General features: G+C 61.1%; 15 protein-coding genes. 9 read left to right on the top strand and 6 right to left on the bottom strand.

What is annotated here, in order from left to right; translation table 11 throughout:
- Entirely contained in the window at nucleotides 1–1,746 is a 1,746-nt protein-coding gene (argS, locus tag LG31_RS0117315; protein ID WP_033115659.1) for an arginine--tRNA ligase, read from the bottom strand.
- Between the two features lie 299 nt (nucleotides 1,747–2,045).
- Between argS and LG31_RS0117310 the strand changes: the two genes are divergently transcribed.
- The 3 genes from LG31_RS0117310 (at nucleotide 2,046) to LG31_RS0117300 (ending at nucleotide 4,011) form a co-directional block, all read left to right on the top strand.
- Nucleotides 2,046–2,612, top strand: coding sequence for an LON peptidase substrate-binding domain-containing protein (locus LG31_RS0117310; protein WP_033115658.1), 567 nt, complete (start codon nucleotides 2,046–2,048; stop codon nucleotides 2,610–2,612).
- A 141-nt stretch (nucleotides 2,613–2,753) separates the two neighbouring features.
- Nucleotides 2,754–3,323, top strand: a complete 570-nt coding sequence (locus tag LG31_RS0117305; RefSeq protein WP_005355542.1) for a sigma-70 family RNA polymerase sigma factor — start codon at nucleotides 2,754–2,756, stop codon at nucleotides 3,321–3,323.
- Nucleotides 3,316–4,011 carry a ChrR family anti-sigma-E factor gene (locus tag LG31_RS0117300; protein WP_033115657.1) on the top strand — a complete coding sequence of 232 codons (696 nt, stop codon included), beginning with the start codon at nucleotides 3,316–3,318 and terminating at the stop codon, nucleotides 4,009–4,011. The genes LG31_RS0117305 and LG31_RS0117300 overlap by 8 nt, the downstream gene beginning before the upstream one ends.
- A 63-nt stretch (nucleotides 4,012–4,074) precedes the next feature.
- Here the strand turns inward: LG31_RS0117300 and bacA are convergent, their stop codons facing one another.
- From bacA to galE, 5 genes are all read right to left on the bottom strand, one after another.
- Entirely contained in the window at nucleotides 4,075–4,890 is an 816-nt protein-coding gene (bacA, locus tag LG31_RS0117295) for an undecaprenyl-diphosphate phosphatase (RefSeq protein WP_033115656.1), read from the bottom strand.
- A 112-nt stretch (nucleotides 4,891–5,002) separates the two neighbouring features.
- A complete protein-coding gene (gene galM, locus LG31_RS0117290) occupies nucleotides 5,003–5,992 on the bottom strand; it encodes a galactose-1-epimerase (protein ID WP_033115655.1) in 990 nt (329 codons plus the stop codon).
- The gene (gene galK / locus LG31_RS0117285; protein WP_033115654.1) at nucleotides 5,989–7,137 is read right to left on the bottom strand and encodes a galactokinase; all 1,149 of its coding nucleotides are present in this window, start codon (nucleotides 7,135–7,137) and stop codon (nucleotides 5,989–5,991) included. The genes galM and galK overlap by 4 nt, the downstream gene beginning before the upstream one ends.
- Nucleotides 7,134–8,192, bottom strand: a complete 1,059-nt coding sequence (locus LG31_RS0117280) for a UDP-glucose--hexose-1-phosphate uridylyltransferase (protein ID WP_033115653.1) — start codon at nucleotides 8,190–8,192, stop codon at nucleotides 7,134–7,136. The genes galK and LG31_RS0117280 overlap by 4 nt, the downstream gene beginning before the upstream one ends.
- A 60-nt stretch (nucleotides 8,193–8,252) precedes the next feature.
- Complete coding sequence (galE, locus tag LG31_RS0117275) at nucleotides 8,253–9,266, bottom strand: UDP-glucose 4-epimerase GalE (protein WP_033115652.1); 1,014 nt, start codon at nucleotides 9,264–9,266, stop codon at nucleotides 8,253–8,255.
- 203 nt (nucleotides 9,267–9,469) lie between these two features.
- Between galE and LG31_RS0117270 the strand changes: the two genes are divergently transcribed.
- The 6 genes from LG31_RS0117270 (at nucleotide 9,470) to LG31_RS0117245 (ending at nucleotide 19,336) form a co-directional block, all read left to right on the top strand.
- Nucleotides 9,470–10,477, top strand: a complete 1,008-nt coding sequence (locus LG31_RS0117270; RefSeq protein WP_033115651.1) for a substrate-binding domain-containing protein — start codon at nucleotides 9,470–9,472, stop codon at nucleotides 10,475–10,477.
- Between the two features lie 179 nt (nucleotides 10,478–10,656).
- Nucleotides 10,657–13,716 (top strand): beta-galactosidase, encoded by a 3,060-nt coding sequence (locus LG31_RS0117265; protein ID WP_033115650.1) that lies wholly within the window; start codon nucleotides 10,657–10,659, stop codon nucleotides 13,714–13,716.
- A 244-nt stretch (nucleotides 13,717–13,960) separates the two neighbouring features.
- Nucleotides 13,961–14,950: a galactose/glucose ABC transporter substrate-binding protein MglB gene (mglB, locus tag LG31_RS0117260; RefSeq protein ID WP_033115649.1), complete on the top strand. Its 990-nt coding sequence runs from the start codon at nucleotides 13,961–13,963 to the stop codon at nucleotides 14,948–14,950.
- 53 nt (nucleotides 14,951–15,003) lie between these two features.
- Nucleotides 15,004–16,524: a galactose/methyl galactoside ABC transporter ATP-binding protein MglA gene (gene mglA / locus LG31_RS0117255; protein WP_033115648.1), complete on the top strand. Its 1,521-nt coding sequence runs from the start codon at nucleotides 15,004–15,006 to the stop codon at nucleotides 16,522–16,524.
- A 16-nt stretch (nucleotides 16,525–16,540) separates the two neighbouring features.
- Nucleotides 16,541–17,551 carry a galactose/methyl galactoside ABC transporter permease MglC gene (gene mglC, locus LG31_RS0117250; RefSeq protein ID WP_033115647.1) on the top strand — a complete coding sequence of 337 codons (1,011 nt, stop codon included), beginning with the start codon at nucleotides 16,541–16,543 and terminating at the stop codon, nucleotides 17,549–17,551.
- Between the two features lie 51 nt (nucleotides 17,552–17,602).
- On the top strand, nucleotides 17,603–19,336 hold the full coding sequence (locus LG31_RS0117245; protein WP_033115646.1) for a methyl-accepting chemotaxis protein: 1,734 nt from the start codon (nucleotides 17,603–17,605) through the stop codon (nucleotides 19,334–19,336).
- Nucleotides 19,337–19,381: the final 45 nt, after the last annotated feature.

Raw genomic sequence — 19,381 nt, 5'->3', positions numbered from 1 at the left:
TTACATGCGCTCCAGGGTGTAGATACCCAGTACGCCGAGGCCCAGCTTGAGCACCTTGGCGGTGGCAGCACACAGCAGCAGACGGCTCTGACGAGTCGCTTCGTCCACGCCATCCTTGTTGATCGGGCAGGCTTCGTAGAAGGTCATGAAGTTGCCGGAGAGCTCGTACAGATAGGTACAGAGCAAGTGCGGCATCCCCTTGTCCGCCACGCCGTTGACCGCGTCGGAGAACTGGATCAGCTTCTGGGCCAGGGTCTCTTCCGCTTCCTCGTTCAGGGTCACATTGCCGGTCAGGGTAGCGGCATCGACGCCGGCCTTGCGGAAGATGGACTGAATACGGGTGTAGGCGTATTGCAGGTAAGGAGCGGTGTTGCCTTCAAAGGAGAGCATCAGATCCCAGTCGAAGATGTAGTCGGTAGTGCGGTTCTTGGAGAGATCCGCATACTTGACCGCACCCATGGCGATGGCGTGCACCACTTCGGCCTTCTCTTCAGCGGAGAGGTCGCTGTTGCGGCTCTCCAGCAGGGCGGCGGCGCGCTCTTCCGCTTCGTTCAGCAGGTCAACCAGCTTGACGGTGCCACCGGAGCGGGTCTTGTAGGGACGACCATCCTTGCCCAGCATCATGCCGAAGGCGTGGTGCTCGAGCGGAACGGACTCCGGCACATAACCTGCCTTGCGGGTGATGGTCCAGGCCTGCATCAGGTGCTGGTGCTGACGGGAGTCGATGAAGTACATGACCCGGTCGGCGCCCAGGGTCTCGTAACGGTATTTGGCACAGGCGATGTCGGTGGTGGTGTAGAGGAAACCACCATCGCTCTTCTGGATGATTACGCCCATGGCCTCGCCATCCTTGTTCTTGAACTCGTCCAGGAAGACAACGGTGGCGCCTTCGCTCTCGACCGCCAGCCCCTTGGCTTTCAGGTCGGCAACGATCTCCGGCAGCATGTCGTTGTACATGGACTCGCCCATGATGTCCTTGTTGGTCAGGGAGACATTCAGGCGGTCGTAGTTGCGCTGGTTCTGCTCCATGGTCATGTCGACCAGCTTCTTCCACATGGTACGGCAGTACTCGTCGCCACCCTGCAGTTTCACCACGTAGTTACGGGCGCGCTCGGCGAAGGCTTCGTCTTCGTCGTAGCAACGCTTGGCCTGGGTGTAGAAGGCTTCCAGATCGCGCAGCTCCATGTCGGAAGCGCTCTCGTTGGCCATCTTCTCCAGATAGGCGATCAGCATGCCAAACTGGGTACCCCAGTCACCGATGTGGTTGGCACGCACCACCTTGTGGCCGAGGAACTCCAGTGCACGAGCGGCTACGTCACCGAGTACGGTGGAGCGGATGTGGTGCACTGCCATCTCTTTGGCCACGTTGGGGGCGGAGTAGTCCACCACCACGGTCTGCGGGGTCGGCAACTTCACGTTGGCGTTGGCAGAGGTCACCATGGCCTCGACCTGACCGGCCAGCCAGCGCTGGTCGAAGAAGAAGTTGATGAAGCCGGGGCCGGCGATCTCGACCTTGGCGATCAGGTCGGAGGCAGGCAGGTGCTCGATGATGGCAGCCGCCAGCTCACGGGGATTCTTGCGGGCCGGCTTGGCCAGCAGCATGGCCAGGTTGGTGGCCAGGTCGCCGTGAGCTTTTTCCTTGCATCGGTCTACTTGCACGCGGGCTTCCAGGTCCGCCGGCAGGACGCCTGCTGACTTGAGATTGGCTACCGTTTGTTCAAGTAGATGATGAATATGCTCTTTCATAACTGACCACCAAGGTTGCGCGTCGAAAAATGACTGATATATAAGGGCGTGAATTTTACCCGCATCGGCTCGAGAAAACTATAGGGATGACCCGCCGCTCGCTGTCGGGCGGATATTTCACTGCGTTTGGCGCCATATTCCAGAATATTGGACGGAAATTACGGTGCTTATCCATTTCTACTGCATATCGAAGCGCCTTGTCCAGGCTATTTCCCCTGATTGTTAAGGGTTTTTCCCGACACTGATCTCCCGCTGGCTGTTGCACGTACCTAGAGTCGTAACCCAGCAAGGAGTTTGTGATGCGACTGGCACTGTTTCCCCTATCCTCCCACCTGCTGCCCGGCGGCATCATGCCGCTGCGGATCTTTGAGCCCAGATACCTGCGGATGGTGGCCGAAGCGGGGGAGGCAGGCTTTGCCCTCTGCATGGTGGATCCGCGCCAGCCTGACGCCTTGCGCAACATGCTGCCCATCGCCACCCGGGTCAACGTCATCGACTTCGACCGGCTGCCGGACGGCATGCTGGGGATCACGGTGCAGGGTATGGAGCGGGTGCAGATAGAGGATCTGTGGCAGGAGCAGGATGGCCTGCGCATCGGCGAGGTAACCTCGCTGCCGGCATGGCCGCCCCGACGGCTCCATCCCGATCAGCTGCCACTGGCAGATGCGCTTAGGGAGGTGTTTGCCGACTATCCCGACTATGCCGCCCTCTATCCCGCGCCCCGCTGGGACGATGGCAACTGGGTGGCGCAGCGCTGGCTGGAGGTGCTGCCGATCCCGCCAGAACAGAAGCAGCTGCTGCTGGCCGCTGCCGACAATCAGCCCGCCATCGCCCTGCTCAAAGGGGTACTGGTGGCCAGCCACTGATTTTTTTCTGACCCGCTGATCCGCCAGCGCCGCAGGGCCGTAACAGTCATTACCACAGCACGTTCGACAGCACACCAAAGGGATGGCGCAATGGCATATACTGGCCAACCACACTCGACCATACGCAGGACCTCGCCCGTGATGGATAACCCGGATGGCGACCTCAAATCTCTGCTGATCAGGGTGGCAGAGCAGGCCGACAAGGCTGCTTTTGCCCGTCTGTTCCAACACTTTGCGCCGCGCATTCGCAGCTACGGGCTGCGCCATCTCGGCAGCGAGGCCAACGCTATGGAGCTGGTGCAGGAGACCATGCTGCTGGTGTGGCAGAAGGCGCGCCTCTACCACCCCGAGAAGGGGGCGCCGACCACCTGGATCTATACCGTGATGCGCAACCAGTGCTTCGACATGCTGCGCCGGCGCCGTGCCAGCAAGGAGGATCTCTGTGCCGAGGAGCTTTGGCCGGTGCTGGAGTTTCAGGCCGAAGAGGAGCACCTGAGCGGCGGTGAAGATGCGGTGCTGACCCGTCAGATGGCCCACTATCTGGGCACCCTGCCGGAGCCGCAACAGCAGGTGGTGCGCGGCATCTATCTGCAGGAGTTCTCCCAGCAGGAGCTGGCGGAGCGACTCGGCGTGCCGCTCGGTACCATCAAGTCCCGCCTCAGACTGGCGCTACAGAAACTGAAAGAGCAAGTGGAGCAAGGCCATGATTAAAGCCCATCCGACCGACCCTATGCTGCGTGCCTTCGCCGCCGACGAGCTCCCTCTGCCGCTGGCGGTCGGGCTCTCCGCTCACTGCGAGCTCTGCCCTGATTGCGCTGCCCGACTGAAGACATTTGAAGAGGAGTTGGCGCAGCAATATCTTGCCTCGCCAGCAGAGCCCGAGCTGGCCCCCCGCGATGACGTGGCGCTGGATGCCGGATTTGACGCCATGCTGGCGGGTATTCTGGCGCAGCCGCTGGTAGAGCCCCGGTCCGAGCCTGTGAGCGAGCAGCCCCGTGCCCAGCCCGCCGGGCTGGAGGTGGCCGGTCATGCCTACCGTTTGCCGCGGGTGCTGGCCCGTTACCGCTCGCCCAAGTGGCGCCATATCGGGGCCATTAGTCAGCAGAGTCTGCCGCTGGACGAGATGGGGGCGCGCGCCAGCCTGCTCCATATCGAGGCGGGTGGTCGCATCCCCGAGCACACCCATCAGGGTTATGAACTGACCCTGCTGCTGGCGGGCAATATTCAGGATGGCGACACCCTCTATCAGGCCGGGGATTTTATCTGGCGCGATGCCAACCATGCCCACAGCCCGCATACGCCGGATGGCTGCCTCTGCTACACGGTGCAGGATGCGCCGGTGCAGTTCACTAAGGGGCTGTCGCGGCTGCTTAACGGCATCAGTCAGCACCTCTACTGAGGGGCTTGGACAATAAAAAAGGGACCTTGCGGTCCCTTTTGTCATTTGATTGCTGGCTGCGGGTCAGGCGACAAACAGCAGGTAGACGGCGAACGCCACGATAAAGCGGTAGATGGCGAACGGGATAAAGTCGATGCGGCGGATCAATGCCAGGAAGGTCTTGATCGCAAACATCGCCACCACGAAGGCGGTGATAAAGCCCACTGCAAACATCGGGAAGTCTGCCATCGAGAGAAAGTCGCGGCTCTTGTAGAGATCCAGCCCGCTGGCTGCCACCATCATGGGCACCGCCATGATGAAGGAGAACTCGGCGGCTGCGTGACGGCTGATCCCCATCAGCATGCCACCACTGATGGTAGCGCCGGAGCGGGAGAAACCGGGCCATAGGGCCAGACACTGGAACAGACCGATGCCGAACGCCTGCTTGTAGCTGATGTCATCCAGGGTTTCGGAGCGAACTGCCGGGCGGAACTTCTCGGCGATGATCAGCAGGATACCGCCCGCAACCAGCGCATACATCACGGTCTGCGGGCCAAACAGGTTGGCCTTGATCCAGCTGTGGATGGCCAGACCGACCACGATGGCGGGCATCATGCCGAGAATGACGTGCACCAACGACAGGGTGGCGTGGCCCGGTTCCGGCTTCTGGCCGAAGTGGATGCCAATCAAACCAAACAGGCGGCGCCAGAAGACGGCAACCACCGCGAGAATCGAGCCAAGCTGGATCACTACTTCGAAGGTGGCAGCCTTGGGCCCTTCAAAGCCCAGCAGATGGCCGACGATGATCATGTGGCCGGTTGAAGAGACGGGGAGGAACTCGGTCAGCCCCTCGACGACGCCCAGAATAAAGGCGACCAGCAGGCTATAGGTGTCAGTCATCGAACAGAATCCTTGCTACGTTGATGCAAAAACGCCCCGGAAGGGTCTCGGGGCGGCTTATCTTGCTGGAATGTGACGGGCGCTGCTACGGAAAAATTGTGAAACCTTTAAGTCAGTCGCGGATAAAACGGTAGCGAGTCTGGTGGTGATAGCGCTCGCCCTGCAACAGCCAGGGGTCGCCCAGCTCGGGGCGATTGGGGCTGTCCGGCAGCTGTTGTGCCTCCAGACAGAAGCCGTCGTGATCCCGGTGCGCCAAACCCTGGCGATTCGGGGTATTGGCCAGCCAGTTGCCGGTGTAGAACTGCAGCGAGGGCTGGTTGGTGTAGACCTCCATCGCCAACTGTTTGTCACCCGATACCACGCGAGCAGCCCACTCCTGCACCGGGCCGTTGAGCACAAAGGCGTGGTCGTATCCCTTGGCCTGTTGTTGCTGGGGATGGCTGAGCCAATCCAGCCCGACAAGGCGCTCTTGGCGCAGATCGAATGGCCCCTCCACCGGGGTGATGGCGATCGGCAAACCGCTCGGGTCGGTCGGCAGGAAGTGATCGGCATTGAGGCTGATGAGGTGGTCACGCACATCGTTACCGTCCGGGTTCTCGTCGAGATTGAAGTAGGCGTGGCTGGTGAGGCTGACCGGCGTTGCAGCATCTGTGTTGGCGACAAAATCGACCACCAGATCGCTCTGCTCCAGCCGGTACTCCAGCGTCACCCGCAGATTGCCGGGAAAGCCCTGATCCCCCGCCCGGGAGAGCAACGCCAGCTTGACCCGATCTGCCTCCAGCTCCTTAATTTGCCAGCGCTGGCGATGAAAGCCTGCCTGCCCGCCGTGCAGGCAGTTGGGTGCCTGATTGGCATCCAGCGGCCAGTGCTCGCCATCGCGTACCAGCTCGGCGCCGCCAATGCGGTTGGCAAAGCGGCCTGCCACCGCACCCAGCCACACCTGCTGGGTGGGATAAGCCTCATCGGCGCAGCCCAGCAGCACTTCGCGCCGTTTGCCCGCCACCGGCAAGGTGAGGGAGGTGAGGGTGGCGCCAAAATCGAGGCCGCGCAGGCGCAGCCCCTCCTCGTTTTCCAGCTCGAATGGGGTCATGGCGCTGCTCATAACTTGCCTGCACCGGCGCTGGCAGAGCAGACGTAGCAGTCTGCCTTGAGGCCAAAGCGGGTCGGATACTCGGCTTCAACCGCAGCGATCACCTCGGCCACCTTATCGGGGCGCAGCAGGGCGACCACGCAGCCGCCGAAGCCGCCGCCAGTCATCCGCACGCCGCCTTCGGTGCCGATCTTGGCCTTGATGATCTCCACCAGGCCGTCGATGGCGGGCACTGTGATTTCGAAGTCATCGCGCATGGCGGCGTGTGAATCGGCCATCAGCTCGCCGAGACGTACCAGATCCCCTTGCGCCAGCGCATCGGCGGCGGCCAGGGTGCGGCTGTTGTCGCCTACCACGTGGCGGGCACGGCGGTAGCAGACCTCATCCAGTCCGGCCTTGCCCGCTTCCAGAGCCGCCAGATCGAGATCGCGCAGCGCCTTGACTCCGTAGTGGTGGGCGGCCGCTTCGCACTGCTGACGACGGGTGTTGTATTCGCTGTCTACCAGACCGCGGCGCACATTGGAGTTGACGATCAGCACCGCCAGATCTGCCGGCATGGGGATGAGGCGGGTCTCCAGCGAGCGGCAGTCGAGCAGCAGGGCGTGGTCGATCTTGCCGCTGGCGGAGATCATCTGATCCATGATGCCGCAGTTGCAGCCGACGAACTTGTTCTCCGCCTGCTGGCCGTTGAGGGCGATCTCCGCCTGAGTGATGGCGAGCCCCAGCGCCTCCTTGAAGGCCTGACCGATGGCCACTTCCAGCGAGGCGGAGGAGGAGAGTCCCGCCCCCTGCGGCACGTTGCCGGAGACCACCAGATCGAGGCCGCGCAGGGCATAACCGCGCTCCTGCAGATATTTCACCACGCCGCGGATGTAGTCGCTCCAGCGCTGGCTGGGGTGGTGCTCGATGGGCTGGTCGAGGTCGAACTGGTCGCGCTGGTTATCATAGTCGGCGGCGATCACCTGCACTTGCTGGTCATCGCGCAGACCGATGGCAACGCAGGTCTCGTAGTCGATGGCGCAGGGCAGCACGAAGCCGTCGTTGTAGTCGGTATGTTCACCGATGAGGTTGACGCGGCCGGGGGCGCGCACCAGCAGATCGGGCGCTTTGGCAAATTGCTCGGCAAAAACGGTGCTGACGCGTTGGCTGGGGGTCATAGGGTCTCCTCATTGGTGTGGCTGGTCTGGTTGTAGTGAATGGGGCTCAGAGCGCGCAGCCGTTCGGCGGCCTGCTCGGGGGTAAGGTCGCGCTGGGTTTCGGCCAGCATCTCGAAGCCGACCATGAATTTGCGCACGGTGGCGGAGCGCAGCAGCGGCGGATAAAAGTGGGCATGCAGCTGCCACGCCTCGGGGCAATCCGATTTGGGCGGTGCAAAGTGCCAGCCCATGGAGTAGGGGAAGCTGCACTCGAACAGGTTGTCGTAGCGGCTGGTGAGCTCCTTGAGCGCCACTGCCAGATCCTGTTGCTGGGCCTTGGTCAGGTTGAGCATGGAGGGGACGTGCGCTTTGGGCAGCAGCAGGGTTTCGAACGGCCAAGCGGCCCAGAAGGGGACCACGGCAAGCCAGTGTTCGGTCTCTACTACGATGCGCGAGCGATCCGCCAGCTCCCGCTCGACATACTCCAGCAGCATGGGGCGGCCATGCTCGGCCAGCCAGTCGCGCTGGTGCTGCTCTTCGCGGGCGATCTCGTTGGGCAGGAAGTCGCTGCCCCAGATCTGGCCGTGGGGGTGCGGGTTGGAGCAGCCCATGACAGCCCCTTTGTTTTCAAATACCTGCACCCACTCCCACTGGGCCGACAGCTCGGCGACCTGATCCATCCAGGTGGTGATCACCCCCTCGATAGCGGGCAGCGGCAGCTCGGGCAGGGTCTTGCCGTGATCCGGCGAGAAGCAGATGACCCGGCTGGTGCCGCGGGCGGCTTCCAGCTTGAGCAGGGGATCGCCTGCGTTGTCGGCGGCCGGGGTATCCTGCATCAGAGCGGCGAAGTCGTTGGTAAAGACGAAGGTGCCCTTGTAGTCGGGGTTGATGTCGCCAGTGACCCGGGTGTTGCCGGCGCAGAGGAAGCAGTCGGGGTCGTGGGCCTGTTTGGGGGCCTGACTCACCTTCTCCACCTGTCCCTGCCAGGGGCGTTTGGCCCGGTGGGGGGAGACCAGCACATACTGACCGGTCAGCGGGTTGAAGCGGCGATGGGGATGATCGACGGGGTTGAACATCATCTCTCCTGAATAAGGTATTGAAAAATAAGGTCGTCTATTAACAGGGAGCAGGCAGGCCTACTCCTCGTAACCGTTTGGATTGGCGGATTGCCAGCGCCAGCTGTCGGCGCACATGGCGTCGATGTTGCGGGTCGCCCGCCAGCCCAGCTCGCGCTCGGCCTTGGCCGGATCGGCCCAGCAGGCGGCGATATCGCCGGGACGGCGCGGTTCGATGCGAAATGGCAGCGGCTTGCCGCAGGCATTGGAGAAGGCGGCAACCAGCTGCAACACACTCTGGCCCTGACCGGTGCCCAGGTTGTAGGTGTGCACGCCACCCTTGCCGGCGCAGTGTTGCAGTGCCTTGACGTGCCCCTCGGCGAGATCCATCACGTGGATGTAGTCGCGCACGCCTGTGCCATCCACAGTTGGGTAATCGTTTCCAAAGACCGACAGGTAGTCGCGACGGCCGATGGCGACCTGGGTGATATAGGGCATCAGGTTGTTGGGAATGCCTTGGGGATCTTCCCCCATGGTGCCCGACTCGTGGGCGCCGACCGGGTTGAAGTAGCGCAGCAGGGTCACGCTCCAGTGCGGCTCAGCCAGCTGCAGATCCTCGAGGATCTCCTCGATGATCAGCTTGGAGCGACCGTAGGGGTTGGTGGCGCTGCGGGGGAAATCCTCGCGGATCGGCAGACTGGCCGGATCGCCGTAGACGGTAGCCGAGGAGCTGAACACCATGTTGTGCACGCCAGCCCGCTTCATCGCCTGCAGCAGGGTGAGGGTGCCGCTCAGGTTGTTCTCGTAGTAATCCAGTGGAATGCGGGTCGACTCGCCAACTGCTTTCAGTGCGGCAAAGTGGATCACCGCGTCGATCTGCTGCTCGGCGAAGATCCGGTCCAGCAGGGCGGCATCGCGAATATCTCCCTCATAGAACACGGGTTGCTGGCCGCTGATAGCCGCGACTCGTGTCAACACGCTGCGCTTGCTGTTGCAGAGGTTGTCCACCACGACCGGGGTCATGCCTGCGGCTTGCAGGGCCAGAGAGGTGTGGCTGCCGATATATCCGCAGCCGCCGGTGACCAGAACCTTCATCTTGCTCTCCACTGAAAATGACGCTGCAAGCAGTCTAGCCGAGGGGTTGGCTTGCAAACTGTGAACTTGCTTGCAAAACAGTGTAAACGATTACACTGTTCTTGTGATCGGTTCTCTGGCAGAACGTGCGTTATCCCCTGTTTTCAATGGGGTTGGTGGGTATAATGGTCAATCTGTCGCAGAGTGAAATAAGTGAAAACAGCATGAGTACCATCAAGGATGTCGCCCGTTTGGCCAATGTGTCGGTGGCAACGGTTTCACGGGTGATGAACAACTCGCCCAAGGCCAGTGCCGCCTCCCGCGCCGCCGTCCAGCAGGCGATGGCGGAGCTGGGCTATACCCCCAACGCCAACGCGCGGGCACTGGTCAGCCAGACCTGCGATACCATGGGCGTCGTGGTGGGTGACGTGGCCGATCCCTTCTTCGGAGCTCTGGTGAAGGGGGTCTCCGGCGTGGCCGTCGAGCAGAATCTCCACCTGTTGATGGGTAACGGTTTTCACAAGGCACGTCAGGAGCGTGAAGCGATCGAGCTGCTGATCGGCAAGCGCTGCGAGGCACTGGTGGTGCACAGCAAGGCGCTGAGCGACGAAGAGCTTTGCGATTACGCCATGCGGGTGCCCGGCATGGTGCTTATCAATCGCGATATTCCTGCTATCAAGGGGCGCTGCATCGCCCTCAACAACCGGCTGGGGGCGGCCACGGCAACCCGTCATCTGATCGAGCTGGGCCACCGCCACATCGCCTTTATCAGCTCGGATCACGCCATCGAAGATGCCACCTTGCGGCTGCAGGGGTATCAGGACGGGTTGGCTGAAGCCGGTCTGGCCGCCGATCCGGAGCTTATCGAGAGCGGTACGCCGAACGAGGAGGGGGGCGAGCGCGCCATGCTCAACCTGTTGGCCAAGGGGCTCAAGGTGACTGCCGTGGTGGCCTACAACGATGCCATGGCGGCCGGTGCCATCTCGGTGCTGGCGGACAACGGCCTGCGGGTGCCGGAGGAGGTCTCGGTGGTGGGCTTCGATGACATCATCTACGCCAGATACCTGAGGCCCAAGCTCTCCACCATGCGTTACCCTATCGAGTTGATGGCGAGTCAGGCAGCCAAGCTGGCGTTGCAGCTGGCGGCAGGGGAGAGCGAGGCACAGCAGAATCGTATCTATACCCCGACCTTGATCAATCGTCACTCGGTAGCGCCGGTTCGCGCTGGATAGGAGTCGTTTGCGGCTCATTTCTCGAGCTTTTATTGTTTTACCTGTTTTTAATGGTTTTTACTCCGCTTTACTTAACAAAATCAGTGTAATCGTTTACATCTGTGTGAGCGAGATCGCCGATCCCCTGGCCACACTGCTCTAGACTGGCATACGTTTTCCAGTCATCAGGGAGAAGGGGAATGCTCAGGGAGATAGTGGCGCGTCAGGATTGGCAGACTCAGGCGATTACTTCGGTAAACCGCCTGGCAGCCCATACCCCCATGTTCAGCTGGCGCAGTGAAGCGGATGCCAGAGACGATCTCCTTTCACCCTCACGCCGTTCACTGGATGGCGAGTGGTGCTTCTCCTTCTTTGCCGCTCCCGAGCTGGTGCCCGAGTGCTGGCTGGCGCAGGATTTGGTGGATGCCTGCCTCATTACGGTGCCGGGCAACTGGCAGCTGGATGCCGCCTATCCGGCAGCGCGGCCGCTTACAGACGGCCCCATCTACACCAACATCAAGTACCCCTTTCCCTGCGACCCGCCCCGGGTGCCGGCAGAGAACCCCACCGGTTGCTACTCCCGCGAGTTCGAACTCCCTGCTGACTGGCTGGCCAGTGGCCAGAGCCGGATCATTTTCGACGGGGTGAGCAGCGCCTTCCACCTGTTCTGCAACGGCCGCTGGGTGGGTTACTCCCAGGACAGCCGCCTGCCCGCCGAATTCGATCTGACCCCTTGCCTGCAGGCCGGTCGCAACCGGCTGGCGGTGCTGGTACTGCGCTGGTCCGATGGCTCCTATCTGGAAGATCAGGATATGTGGTGGTTGTCGGGGATCTTCCGCTCCGTCAGCCTGTTGCACAAACCGGCCCGTCATCTGATGGATATCCGGGTCACCCCCGAGCTGGATGCCTGCTATCGGGATGGCCGCCTCAAGATTGCCCTGCAAGTCGCCAATGCGGCCGGTTTGTCGGTGGAGGCCAATCTCTATGACAGTGGCGAGCGGGTTGCGACCCTGCGCCAGCCGATCGGTACCCAACCAATTGATGAAAAAGGGGAATATGGTGATCGCGCCGAGCTGAGGCTCGATGTGGCTGCGCCGCACCAGTGGAGCGCCGAGACGCCCCACCTCTATCGCCTGACCCTGACCCTGCTCGATGAGCAGGGCCAAGCCATCGAGAGCGAGGCGTGCGATGTGGGCTTTCGGGTGGTGGAGATCCGTAGCGGCCTGCTTCGGGTCAACGGCCAGCCACTGCTGATTCGCGGTGCCAACCGCCATGAACACCATTCCGCCAAAGGCTATGCCATCGATCTCGCCACCATGGAGCGGGATCTGCTGTTGATGAAGCGACACAACTTCAACGCGGTGCGCTGCTCCCACTATCCCAACCACCCCGACTTCTATCGCCTCTGCGATCGGCTCGGCCTCTATGTGGTGGACGAGGCGAATCTGGAGACTCACGGTATGACCCCCATGGGGCGGCTGGCGCGGGATCCCGCCTGGAGCAACGCCTTTCTGGAGCGGGCGACCCGCATGGTGGCACGGGACTTCAATCACCCCTCCATCATCATCTGGTCGCTCGGCAACGAGTCGGGTTACGGCCCGGCCCATGATGCCATGTATGGCTGGATCAAGCGCAGCGACCCGAGCCGTCCGGTGCAGTATGAGGGGGGCGGGGCCGATACCCCGGCGACCGACATCATCTGCCCCATGTATGCCAGAACCCATCAGGATCAACCCTTCCCGGCGGTGCCCAAGTGGGCGCTGGCCAAGTGGATAGGCCTGCCCGGCGAGCACCGGCCGCTGATCCTCTGCGAGTATGCCCACGCCATGGGCAACAGCCTGGGGGGCTACGGCCACTACTGGCAGGCGTTTCGCGACCATCCACGCCTGCAAGGCGGGTTCGTCTGGGATTGGGTCGATCAGGGGCTCGACAAACACACTGCTGATGGCCGCCACTACTGGGGCTATGGCGGTGACTTCGGCGATCTGCAAAACGATCGTCAGTTCTGCTGCAATGGCCTGCTGTTCCCGGATCGCACTCCGCATCCCGCCCTGTTCGAGGCAAAACGTGCCCAGCAGCCGTTCCGCTTCACTCTGCTTGAGCACACCCCGCTGCGAGTGCGGATCGAGAGTGAATACCTGTTTCGTACCACTGATAACGAACGGCTCTGCTGGCAGCTGTGCGAGAACGGTCATGTGCAGCAGCAGGGGGAATTCTCCCTTGAGCTGGCGCCGCAGGGGGTGGTCGAGTTGACTCTGACCGAGATGCTGCCTGCCTTTGCGGCGGGCTCGCTGGCCTGGCTCGATCTGGCCATCTTCCAGCCGAATGCCACCCCTTGGTCTGAGGCCGGGCACGAGGTGGCGCGCCAGCAATTCATGCTGCCGTCACCGCTGGCATTACCTGCACCAGTCAGGCCTGCGGTTATGGTTGAGCAGGCCGACGGCTGGCTGGCCACAACCGCAAACAGTCAGTGGCGGCTCGACAAGCAGAGCGGCCGGATCACCAGTTGGCAAAAATCGGGGCAGGAGCAGTTGCTGGCGCCGATCATGGATCACTTTTACCGTGCGCCGCTCGACAACGATATCGGCACCAGCGAGGCGGATCACGCCGACCCCAACTCCTGGATTGCCCGCTGGCAGGCCTGTGGCCTCGGGCAGTGGCAGCACCGCTGTCTGGGCGTGGTGGTTGGCGGCAGTGAGCTGCGGGTGACTCACGGCTATTTCCATCAGGGTCAATTGCAACTGCTGAGCCATTGGTGCCACCGTTTTGCTGACGACGGCACCATGAGTCTCGACATCGAGTGCGAGCTGGCGGCAGCGCTGCCCTCGCTGCCGCGGATCGGTCTGCTGATCCATCTGGCTGACCCGGTTGAGCAGGTGCAGTGGCTGGGACGCGGCCCCCACGAAAACTATCCGGATCGCCTGCTGGGCGCCGATCTGGGTCGCTGGAGCCTGCCGCTGGAGGCCATGCACACCCCTTATGTCTTCCCGACCGACAACGGTTTGCGCTGCGATACTCGCCAGTTGCAGCTAGGCGGGCTGCGTGTGAGCGGTGCCTTCCATTTCAGCGTCAGCTGCTTCAGTCAGCAGCAGCTTGCGGCCGCCCGTCACCAGAGCGATCTGGTGGCAGAGGAGGGGCTGTGGGTCTGTCTAGATGGTGCTCACATGGGGGTGGGCGGCGATGACTCCTGGAGCCAGAGCGTGCGCCCCGAGTATCAGCTGACTGCCCGTCGCTATCGCTGGCACTGCACCCTTGGTTGAGCTTTTTGACAACAGCCTGTTAGCGACTAGCCTCAATGCTGCGGAATAGATTGAGTCCAAAAATTAACACTCGAATTTATGTTTTTGAAAAATAAGAAAAAGATTCAATGTAACAGAGTGTAATCGTTTTCATTTTGTCGTCATGATCACAGAAGAAATGACAACAAATTGATTACATTGAATGGCGATTGCTCAATAGCTCGCCACCCTACAACTCATGGATAGATACATCGGAGCACACACAATGAAAAAAATGACGACCGTTGCTGCCCTGCTGCTGGGCCTGATGGCTGGTGCCACTGCTGCCCACGCTGAAACTCGCATCGGGGTGACCGTCTACAAATATGACGACAACTTCATGGCGGTGGTACGCAAGGCGATCGAGAAGGAAGCGGCTGCCAACCCCGGGGTTGAGCTGCTGATGAACGACTCCCAGAACGACCAGTCCAAGCAGAACGACCAGATCGACGTGCTGCTGGCCAAGGGCGTGAAGGCGCTGGCCATCAACCTGGTTGACCCGGCTGCCGCTCCAGTGGTGATTGAGAAGGCCCGTGGCGAAGATATCCCGGTGGTCTTCTACAACAAGGAGCCGAGTGCTGCCGATCTGGCCAGCTACGACAAGGCCTACTACGTAGGTACCGACTCCAAGGAGTCAGGCATCATCCAGGGCCACCTGATTGCCAAACACTGGAAAGCCAATCCGGCCTGGGATCTGAACAAGGATGGCGTTATCCAGTATGTGCTGCTGAAAGGGGAGCCGGGCCACCCGGATGCCGAAGCGCGCACCACCTATGTCATCAAGACCCTGAATGACGGCGGCATCAAGACCCAGCAGCTGCACATGGATACCGGTATGTGGGATACCGCCATGGCCAAGGACAAGATGGACGCCTGGATCTCCGGCCCCAACGCCAACAAGATCGAAGTGGTCATCGCCAACAACGACGGCATGGCGATGGGCGCTGTCGAGTCGCTGAAAGCACAGGGCAAGACTGCTATTCCGGTGTTCGGCGTCGATGCGCTGCCTGAAGCGCTGGCGCTGGTGAAGAGCGGTGCCATGGCGGGTACCGTGCTGAACGATGCGGCCAACCAGGCCAAAGCCACCTTCGAGCTGACCAAGAACCTGGCTGAAGGCAAACCGGCCGGTGAAGGCACCAAATGGAATATCGTCGACAAGGTAGTACGTGTTGCCTACGTCGGTGTGGATAAAGACAACCTGTCCCAATTCGAGTAATTCCCTCCTCCAGGGCAAGGGAGATCCCCTTGCCCTTTTTTCAACCAGATGTGATGGCTGATATGACAACACAGCAACAATCAGAATGGCTGTTGGAGATGATTGACGTCAGTAAGAGCTTTCCCGGCGTCAAGGCACTCGATAATGTCAATTTACGGGTCCGTCCTCATTCTGTGCATGCGTTGATGGGCGAGAACGGAGCGGGAAAATCCACACTGCTCAAGTGCCTGTTCGGCATTTACGAGAAGGATCAGGGCAAGATCTTCTTCAAGGGGCAGGAGATCAACTTCACCTCCTCGAAAGAGGCGCTGGAAAATGGCGTCTCCATGGTGCATCAGGAGCTCAACCTGGTGCTGCAGCGTACCGTGATGGACAACATGTGGCTCGGCCGCTACCCCACCAAGGGGTGGTTTATCGACCACGGCAAGATGTATGACGACACCAAGCGCATCTTCGACGAGCTGGATATCGACATCGATCCCAAGGTGAAGGTAGCGACCCTGTCGGTCTCCCAGATGCAGATGATCGAGATCGCCAAGGCGTTCTCCTACGATGCCAAGATCGTCATCATGGACGAGCCCACCTCCTCCCTGACCGAGAAAGAGGTGAACCACCTCTTCAAGATCATCAACAAGTTGAAGGATAAGGGGTGCGGCATCGTCTACATCTCTCACAAGATGGAGGAGATCTTCCAGCTCTGTGACGAGATCACCATATTGCGGGATGGCCAGTGGGTGGCAACCCAGCCGCTCAAGGGTATGACCATGGATCAGATCATCGGGATGATGGTCGGCCGTGAACTGACCCAGCGCTTCCCGGAAAAAACCAACCAGCCGAAAGAGGTGATCCTCGAGATCGAACACCTGACGGCGAAGAACCAGCCCTCCATTCAGGATGTGACCTTCAACCTGCACAAGGGGGAGATCCTCGGCATCGCCGGGCTGGTGGGGGCCAAGCGCACCGATATCGTCGAGACCCTGTTCGGTATTCGCGATCGCAGCCAGGGCACCATCAAGCTGCACGGCAAAGAGGTGGCCAACCACAACGCCCACGAAGCGATTCGCAACGGCTTTGCGCTGGTGACGGAAGAGCGCCGCTCCACCGGTATCTACTCCCGGCTCGATATCGCCTTCAACTCCCTGATCGCCAACATGGACAGCTACAAGGGGTCCATGGGGCTGCTCAGCGACAACAAGATGAAGAGTGATACCCAGTGGGTTATCGATTCCATGCGGGTCAAGACGCCGACCCAGCAGACCCAGATCGGCTCCCTCTCAGGGGGCAACCAGCAGAAGGTGATCATCGGCCGCTGGCTGCTGACCCAGCCGGAGATCCTGATGCTCGACGAGCCGACCCGCGGCATCGACGTGGGGGCCAAGTTCGAGATCTATCAGCTCATCCTGGAGCTGGCGAAGAAGGAGAAGGGGATCATCATCATCTCCTCCGAAATGCCCGAACTGCTCGGTATCACCGATCGCATCATGGTGATGAGCAATGGCCGGGTCGCCGGGATCGTCAATACCAAAGAAACTGACCAGAGCGAGATTTTGCGCCTGGCATCTCTGTACCTCTAGAGACAGGAAGACATTTATGGAGTCGGCTAAAAATTTCAATCTGATGCAGGCACTCAAGGAGAACGCCATCTACTTGGTGCTGCTGGTGCTGCTCATGATCATCGTGATCAAGGAACCCTCCTTCCTGAGCCTCACCAACTTCAGCAACATCCTGACCCAGTCCTCGGTGCGGGTCATCATCGCGCTGGGGGTGGCGGGCATCATCATCACCCAGGGGACGGATCTCTCGGCCGGTCGTCAGGTCGGTCTGGCGGCGCTGATTGCGGCGACCATGCTGCAGGCGCTGACCAACGTCAACAAGGTCTTCCCGACGCTGGGGGAGGTGCCCATTCCGGTGGTGATCCTGCTGGTGTGTGCCGTGGGTGCCCTGATCGGTCTGGTCAACGGTCTGATCGTCGCCTATCTGAACGTCACTCCGTTCATTACCACACTGGGCACCATGATCATCGTTTACGGCATCAACTCCCTCTACTTCGACTCGGTAGGTGCTTCGCCGGTAGCCGGTTTTGACCCCCGCTTCTCCAGCTTCGCTCAGGGGTTTATCCGGATCGGCGGCTTCAAGCTCTCGTATCTCACCTTCTATGCGGCCATCGCCAGCATCTTTGTCTGGGTGCTGTGGAACAAGACCCGCTTTGGCAAGAACATCTTCGCTATCGGTGGCAACCCCGAGGCGGCCAAGGTTTCCGGCGTCAATGTGGCGGTCAATCTGGTGATGATCTATGCGCTGGCGGGGGTCTTCTACGCCTTCGGCGGCATGCTGGAAGCGGGCCGCATCGGTAGCGCCACCAACAACCTCGGCTTCATGTACGAGCTGGATGCCATCGCGGCGTGCGTGGTGGGCGGCGTGTCATTTGCCGGCGGGGTGGGAACGGTCGCGGGTGTGATCACCGGCGTACTAATCTTCACCCTGATCAACTATGGTCTGACCTACATCGGCGTCAGCCCTTACTGGCAGTTCATCATCAAGGGCGGCATCATCATTCTGGCGGTGGCATTGGACTCCATGAAGTACGCCAAGAAGAAATAACGATTGGCAGTGAGGGTTGGCAGTGCCAGCCCTCTCTTCTGGAGGGATCCCATGCCATTCAAGGTCAAGATTTACGTCCTGTTGCTGCTGGCCATTCTGGTCACCATCGGTACCGCTTGGTTCAGCGTCAATCACTTCATCAGCGCCTACATCCGCACCCAGGCGACCAAGAACATCAACGAACAGATCACCTTGGTCAAAGAGAAGCTGGCCAGCGACATCAATCAAAAGATCCTGCTGGCCGCCAACCTCAACTTCGGGGTGACCAACGTCAAGAAGACCCTGCAAGAGACCGGCTTTCACAATATCGTCAAGGTGATCGGCGACATGGCGTTCGACGTGAGCGGGATCATCAACGATACGGCCAAGGTCGATGCCCTGCGCAAGCTCATCCCCGCAGCCAACAACCAGATTACCGTCAGTCCGCTGCAACAGGTGGATGGCAAGCCGGTCATTACCATACTGGTACCGCGCGGTGCCGATTCTGCCTATCTCTACTACCTCGATATGAGCGAGTTCAAAAGCCTGCTGGAGAAGATGAGCGGCGAGGGGCGCTACTTCTCGCTGGCCGACGGGCAGGGCAATGAGCTCTACAGCAGCAAACCGCAGGGGGAGAGCGAAGCGCGCCCCAACCAGCTGGATATTCGCGGCAACAGCTGGACGCTGACCGGCTACATCGACCTCGACTACATCCAGGCCATGACCCGGGCACTCAATGGCCAGATCATCATGGCGCTGCTCGGCGTCGCCGTGGTGGTGATGGTGCTCGCCATACTGGCGCTCAACGTGGCTTATCGCCCCATCCTCTCGCTGCGGGATCTGGTGCTGGAGCTCTCTCGCGGCAGTGGCGATCTCACCCGCCGGCTGGCGGTGACCAGTACCGATGATCTGGGCCAGATCTCGGCCGGCATCAACCGCTTTATCGAGCGGCTGCAGGAGATGATGGGGGAGGTGCGACAGGCGAGCGGTCAGCTCAACAGCGGCATCGAGGGGCTGGCCAACCAGACCGGTGCCGCCCAGTCCCTGCTGGCGGATCATGTTCGCGAGACCGAGCAGGTGGTGACCGCCATCAACGAGATGAGCCGCACGGCGGTCTCTGTCTCCGAGAGTGCGGCCAGCACCGCCCAACTCACCGGCCAGAGCCAGCAGCTGGCGAGCCAGTCCCGGCAGGTGGTCGATCAGGCGATGGCCAGCGTGATGGCGCTGGTGGACGAGGTGGAGGAGACCGCCCGCTCCATCGAGGCGATGCAGCAGGATGTGCAGCAGATTGGCTCCGTGCTGGGGGTGATCGGCAGCATTGCCGAGCAGACCAACCTGCTGGCCCTCAACGCTGCTATCGAGGCGGCTCGTGCTGGCGAGCAGGGGCGTGGCTTTGCGGTGGTGGCCGATGAGGTGCGTTCCCTTGCCGCCCGCACCCAGCAGAGCACGGCGGAGATCCAGTCCATGCTGGCCAGCCTGCAACGGGGCAGCCGCACCGTGGTGGAGGCGATGGATAACACCAAGCAGAGTTGTCAGGGGGCCGCCGAGAATACCACCCGGGTCAACGAGTCGCTGGATCTGATGGCGGGGGAGGTGGTGGAGATCAACGATCTCATCAGCCATATCGCCACGGCGGCCGAACAGCAGAGCGCGGTAGCCGAGGAGATCAACCGCAACATGAGCGCTATCGCCGAGGTGATCCGCCAGCTGACTCACAACGGGGAGGAGACGGTTGCCAGCGCCGGTTCGATGCAGCAGACCTACGACCGGCTCAGAGAGATAGTGAGCCACTTCCGGCTGCGGTAATGGTCGGATGCGCCATAAAAAAACAGGGCCAAGCGGCCCTGTTTT

The sequence above is a fragment of the Aeromonas lacus genome, from assembly GCF_000764665.1.
Lineage (GTDB): Bacteria > Pseudomonadota > Gammaproteobacteria > Enterobacterales > Aeromonadaceae > Aeromonas > Aeromonas lacus.
This window is presented reverse-complemented; position numbering and strand designations above follow the sequence as displayed.